At 59.4% G+C, this 5,498-nt stretch carries 4 protein-coding genes and 1 pseudogene; all 5 read right to left on the reverse strand.

The annotated features are described in order from the left end of the window. Positions 1–800: 800 nt before the first annotated feature. Entirely contained in the window at positions 801–1,493 is a 693-nt protein-coding gene (locus EOA27_RS19725) for a hypothetical protein (RefSeq protein WP_127256933.1), read from the reverse strand. 32 nt (positions 1,494–1,525) lie between these two features. Then, complete coding sequence (locus EOA27_RS19730; protein ID WP_126081327.1) at positions 1,526–2,707, reverse strand: hypothetical protein; 1,182 nt, start codon at positions 2,705–2,707, stop codon at positions 1,526–1,528. A 79-nt stretch (positions 2,708–2,786) separates the two neighbouring features. Continuing rightward, positions 2,787–3,509 carry a TfuA-like protein gene (locus EOA27_RS19735; protein ID WP_126081326.1) on the reverse strand — a complete coding sequence of 241 codons (723 nt, stop codon included), beginning with the start codon at positions 3,507–3,509 and terminating at the stop codon, positions 2,787–2,789. Between the two features lie 5 nt (positions 3,510–3,514). After that, positions 3,515–4,669, reverse strand: coding sequence for a YcaO-like family protein (locus EOA27_RS19740; RefSeq protein WP_126081325.1), 1,155 nt, complete (start codon positions 4,667–4,669; stop codon positions 3,515–3,517). Between the two features lie 24 nt (positions 4,670–4,693). Continuing rightward, positions 4,694–5,498: pseudogene (locus EOA27_RS40330) on the reverse strand (hypothetical protein); the annotation flags it as partial.

The raw sequence follows: 5,498 nt of genomic DNA on the forward strand, positions 1-5,498 counted from the left end.
CTGAATTACCTATCAGATTTGCATCCGCTTTATTTGCCGAAGAAGCGGCACTAGAAGGTTCCTTGGCCATCTCTAACCCCAATTGCCCACTTAAACATTAGGAGACGGTAAATTATGTCAGACAAATACGAGGCCCGCAAGGTGGAATCCTCTTGGGTTGAAACTGATTCGTCCGCCCCTTGTTCGCCTCTTGGACAGCAGAGCGCATCGAACGGTCCAACGGTCTAATCCATCAGAAGCGACTGGCACTGGTCTATATTGCCCTCGCCGGTTATGCAGACTCTCAGTACATTACCTTCGAAAGCGATGGCGCCGGCCGCCAAAATCAGCCCATATTCGCTGCGTAGAGCGGCTTGCGCCCATAAGGCGCGTGAATAGGTCCCCCCATGCGCCGCCGGGTATCGATGCCTTTGCGGGGTCGAGGCAGATGCGGCGCGCAATGTGCTGCGTCGCAGGTCGGCGGGGTGTCGGCTGGCACGATTTAGCCGGACTATTCCAGGCCCGCTCGACGCAGGCCCTCGACGTATCTGGCGCGGTCCTCAGCCGTATCAGCGGGCGGTATTTCTCGACCCAGTCGATGCTGAGATTCGGCTGTAGAGGTTTGCATTCGACGAGTCCTTGTCGGGCCATTTCCAGATCGCCGGCTAATCCTGCCGCGCTGTGAGTGTGCGCCAGGCGGTTCCAAAGTTTGGTCTCATCAGTACGGCCCGACGTTCAGCCCTTACCACTTCGGAGTAGCGGCCGGCGATGAGATGGCAAAGACCTTCAACGGAATCAACCCTGACAGGGAACATGAGAGACTAGTCGTTCAGCTTTCCGCCACGGTGTCCCATCGTCATCTTGGATGCGTACATCGTCGGTGAACGCTTGCCTGGAAGGTTTGCCTCGAGGACGATCTGTTCGACAAAGCCTTGGTTCATCTCCAACTCCACGCATTCGTCGAGCTTATCAACGAGCCAAACCGCGTAGCCTTCAGGTTCCTTCGCGTCAAATTCCGAATCGTCCGCTGGTATCTTGGGCTCCGGAAACGCCGGGATGATCATTATCTTGGGCTTTGGCAAATCGTAGGTATGTCCCTCATAGGCATAACCGACAATAATCCCGCACGATGTTTTCTGTTCTGGAGATGATCCGAGCATGAATGTGCTTCCTACCGTTGAAATGAACGCAACGCCAAAATTCTTCAGGTCTATCTTGAAATGATAAGAGACTCTGATCGGTATTTTTGGAAATGGAATAATTCCATTTAATATATCTTGGCGGCCTTTGTTGCTATTATATTTCCCCAACACTTCAAGTGCGTTGGCACGTTGCTCGTCGGTGATGGGTGCCCCAGGCGCGGTTTCGACATACATGCCGGTGTCCCCAAAGGGTGCTGGCGCACCGGGCACGCTGAGTCCAATCTCCGCCCCCAAGCCATAGAGCCTGACCTGTGTTGCGTTGTAAGCGCCTGATGGAAACGTTAGTGTCGGTCGGTGATAGTCGTCGCTCATTTTCCTCGCTCCTTTTTGCTGCATCCTTCAGCTCACAAGATCTCCCGCCAGCTGAAATTCTCATCGAATTTTTCCGCGAGCATCGGCGCGACGCGATCGCTGGCGTCCACCACCAACGCCGCGGCCTTTTCGAACGACAGGTCATCCGCATCGAGGCGTGGCCATGCCTGAGCAAGTGCGAGAGCCACCTCGTCCCTTGCTCTGATCAGCATGCTCTTGAACATGAAGGGCCGAGCGCGGAAGGCGCGGGACGTGAAATCCGAGATGCGCTGCATGTCGGATTGGTCGAGATCTTTGATATCGATCCCCAGCAGCCTCTCGTCGGCCAACCCCTCGTGCACCAGTGCCGCGTGGTAGGCGTCGACGATCGTGTCGAACACAGCCCCCGTGAATGGCCGTGACCTGTCATGGATTTCTGCCGTCACCTCCGACATGCGGCGTGCGTTGCTGGCGAGGCGAATCTGCCGATCGCCGGTCAGTTCGGCAATCCGGTTCAGTTCATTGAGAACAAGTAGGTTGCCGTCGCAGTGCCGCAGCAGCCGGTCCATGCCGCTGTCGAAATTCAGGAAGGATAAGAGCGAGACCAGATCCGAACTGGCTTCGTGGAACGGTCCGAAATCGCCTTGAGTCAGGCCGCCGGCTGGTGTCCCGAACAACGAAAACAAGATTGCGTGGCCGACCTCATGTGCGATCACATCGAAGTTGAGCGCGTAGGGATACTTGCCTCCGTCGATGCCGCGCTCTCGGCCGAGTTCCAGATAGCCATAACCCGATTGCGCATTCTCCCAGTTGACGAAGGGGATGATTTCGAGCCGCTCGTACGTCTCGGCAAAATACCAGACAATCGGTTTGCCGAGGTAGCTTTCCCAGATGTCCAGCACGCGGCTGACCGAGGCGAAAGCGTGTGCAGAAAGGAACTGTCGCGAGGTTAGGGAAATCTGATCGAAATGGCCGTCAAAGCCAGCCTCTGCAGGCGGAAAGATTTCCCCGACAAACGGTGGCAGATAAGGGTAGTCGTAAGGCTCCTTGTCGAGGAGCGGATCGCGAACGCAAATGCGGTGATCTTCCGGGCCGGAGCGGATCAGATCGGGTGGAGTAGAAATCCATACTGTTTCGGGTGTTCCGTAACCCGAAAGATGAGGGACCTGCGGGTAGACCAGGAACCGCGTTCCCAGCAACCGATCTTGCGCAACGACACGATCGACCGCGTCCAATTGCTTGGCCCCCTCTGACGCTGCCACGCTATCACGGTGCTTACGTTGCGTAAATCGTCGGCCGCCAAGAGGTCACGACCTATAGCGCCAGCCCCGCATCATCCATATCCTTGGAGAAGGCGGAGGTTAGCTGCAATTCCGGCATGGGGTGTGCTTTTTCAAATGCTTGGTCCCGCAAAAGTTCGAGTGCCCGCAGGGCATCTTGCTTTTTTTGCTGGACGAAAGCCGCGCCGAGCTCCCTGCACAATTTCTCGACGTCGTCGTTGCCGTGATGCGCATCCCGGACCATCCGTGCCAGGGTGCGCTCGCGAAAGTTGACGGCCTGTGCCGCACCCTCGAGCCTCGCCTGCTGTTCGGATGAAATCACGCCGCGCCGGCAAGCAGCGCGAAGGGTCCGGCGCAAGTCAATCAGCGCATGCGTCAATTGAGCGAAATTCACCTCGGCCGGTCCATGCAATACCGCTACAGCGTCGTCGGGTGCAAAGGCGAAGCGGCGATACCATCGGTAGATAAGCCCGACGCCTTGCATATGGGGGAACAGCTCGGCTGCTCGAAGGGCGCCCATGCTGGCCGCTCCGAAGACATGAATGCCGCGGCTGAGAGCCCAAAGGATTTCCTTGTGCCGAACCGCCGGCTCAGCCTGAAAACCGCCGTCTATGACAAGGATCGCGCTCGGGTCTAAATGCTGCACGGCTGAAACAATCGATCCTTGCACGGCGGGGGGAAGGCATACCGCATCGACGACCTTCAACGCGTCGGCATGGGACACGGTAGGGCCGGTGAAGACGAGTTTCGGGCGCATAAAATCTACCCCTGCAAAAGTGGCTGCAAGACAGGGATGACGATCCTGACAACCGACAGGGCGTCGAACGGTCGCGTTCTTACCCGGACTAGGTGGACCGCATCGAACCCTCCGTCTTCGAGAATTGCCAAGAGGACCGACAGCCCGTCCGACGCCGTGTTGAAATTCTGCTCGGCAAGCGCGCGGAAATCCACGCTGCGCGGTCCATCGCGGAGGAGCCGGCGATGCGCGGCAATCATCTGCCGATCGGGGTATTTCGGATAGGACGCGCGCGTCAGGTCATCGCGTGCCCCCGAGATCGCCGCCAGACGGGCCTGGGCCGCTTCGTAGATGGCGTCCGCCGCCGCGCCGGCAAAACTGAAACCCGCAGCCGAGCCATCAGCCGGATGATCCAAAAGGACCGTTTCCGTCGGTTCGTCTTCCAGCAGATGACACCACACCACCGGGATGCCCAACGGCGACAAAGCCTGCCAAAGGCCGACCAGCACGTTCTTGGCCGCCAAAGTTTCCAGGAGATCACGGAGCGACGGATCATCGATCGTCTCGGGATCGATGCGTTGACGGTGGAAAAAACCGTGGGTCCGGTATGACGTGGCGATCGCGTCCCGTTCGATGCATTCAAGCATGCCATGAACGATGGCATCCCGCTCCTCGAAGCCTGCGGCCAAACCGCTCGTCGATGCCGCGAAAATGCCGTCGTGGGGCAGGGACGGCAACACATACGCGGTGTGCGCGAGCTCGAACGGGACCAGGTCGCGGCTGCCGGTAAGAAGATTGTCCGCGGCTACCCACGCCGTGTCCTTACCGCGCCATCCGGGCGTGGCGCCCCCCCGGAGATGCCTTTCGAACCGACCGGGCGGGATGCGCAATTGATCGGCGGAACCGACGACTGTGTCGAAATTCGCCACCTGCTCTGCAAAGAAGGTCTCGGCCGATTCCAGCATGGCCGATATCGCGGCTTGCGCCAGCGTGGCGCCCTTGCCTTGCGCGACCGCGTTGGAGAGCGAGAAAGGTCTAGTCACCTGCACGACCGGGATGCCGAGTTGGTCGAGTCCGGTAATGTCGGCGATCCGCGTAATGCCAAGGCCTCCGCGCATCTTCATCAGCTTCGCCAGCGCCTCGTCGGGCGGCGGACCAAGGCGTTTGTATCGCTCCAGCATCGCGGATTGCTCTTGCAGGGTCGGCTAGTGCCGAACAGCCGATTCGGGATTGACGATCAGCGAGGCGCCCGGCTCGAGAGCGGATTTCGCACGTTCGACCCGATCGCGATAGCGCGCCGACAGTTCAGGTGACAGGCCTGATGATTGAAGGATTTCGTATGTACTGACGAGGAAAGGCACGGCGCCTTGCTCCGCGGCTATGGCGATGCTCTTTTCGAGGGCAGCGACTACGTCCGCCTTCGCATCGCCCTGGAGAAGAAGTAGCTCGGCCCTTCGCCTGTAGAGTTCTGCCAGCCAGAACCGGCTGCCGCCGGCCTCGGCCTGCGCCACAGCCGAGTCCAGCAGAGCGAGCGCCTCATCAACCTCGGCAGTTCTTGTCAAAAGCTCCGCCAGCATGCCGCAATAGACCGGTTCGTCCTCAGGCGTCTGGAACTCTCCATGGAGGCCGAGGCCTTGCCGCATTTTATCCCTGCCGCCCTCGACCTGGCCGGCGTTGCCGTCGCACCAGCCTTCGAAGATCTGCGCTGCGGCGGCGAGGGCGGGCATATGATGACGCTCGGTCAAGTGGCGCAGATCCGCTATCACGCTTCGCAGCATCGAAAAATCGCGGCGATAGCAGTGCAGCATCGCCTCGTTGAGGTAGGCATGCGCGATGCTGCCGGCATGTCCGGTTTGCTGCGCCCAGCTCCTAGCTTCCGACATCGAATGGAGCGCGCCTGCCGGCTTTCCGACGAACCACATTGACAAGGCGCGGTGGGCGAGCCCGCAGACCCTCGCGTCATGTCCGCCGAACAACGCAGCATGGGCTTTGCCGTGGCCGTGCTCATAG

It is taken from the genome of Mesorhizobium sp. M2A.F.Ca.ET.037.01.1.1 (assembly GCF_003998075.1).
Lineage (GTDB): Bacteria > Pseudomonadota > Alphaproteobacteria > Rhizobiales > Rhizobiaceae > Mesorhizobium.

What these genes read in the sequence shown, in the direction of transcription:
- EOA27_RS19725 (WP_127256933.1), bottom strand. Translation starts at nt 1,493, where the DNA reads ATGAGCGACGACTATCACCGACCGACACTAACGTTTCCATCAGGCGCT.
- EOA27_RS19740 (WP_126081325.1), bottom strand. Translation starts at nt 4,669, where the DNA reads ATGCTGGAGCGATACAAACGCCTTGGTCCGCCGCCCGACGAGGCGCTG.
- EOA27_RS19735 (WP_126081326.1), bottom strand. Translation starts at nt 3,509, where the DNA reads ATGCGCCCGAAACTCGTCTTCACCGGCCCTACCGTGTCCCATGCCGAC.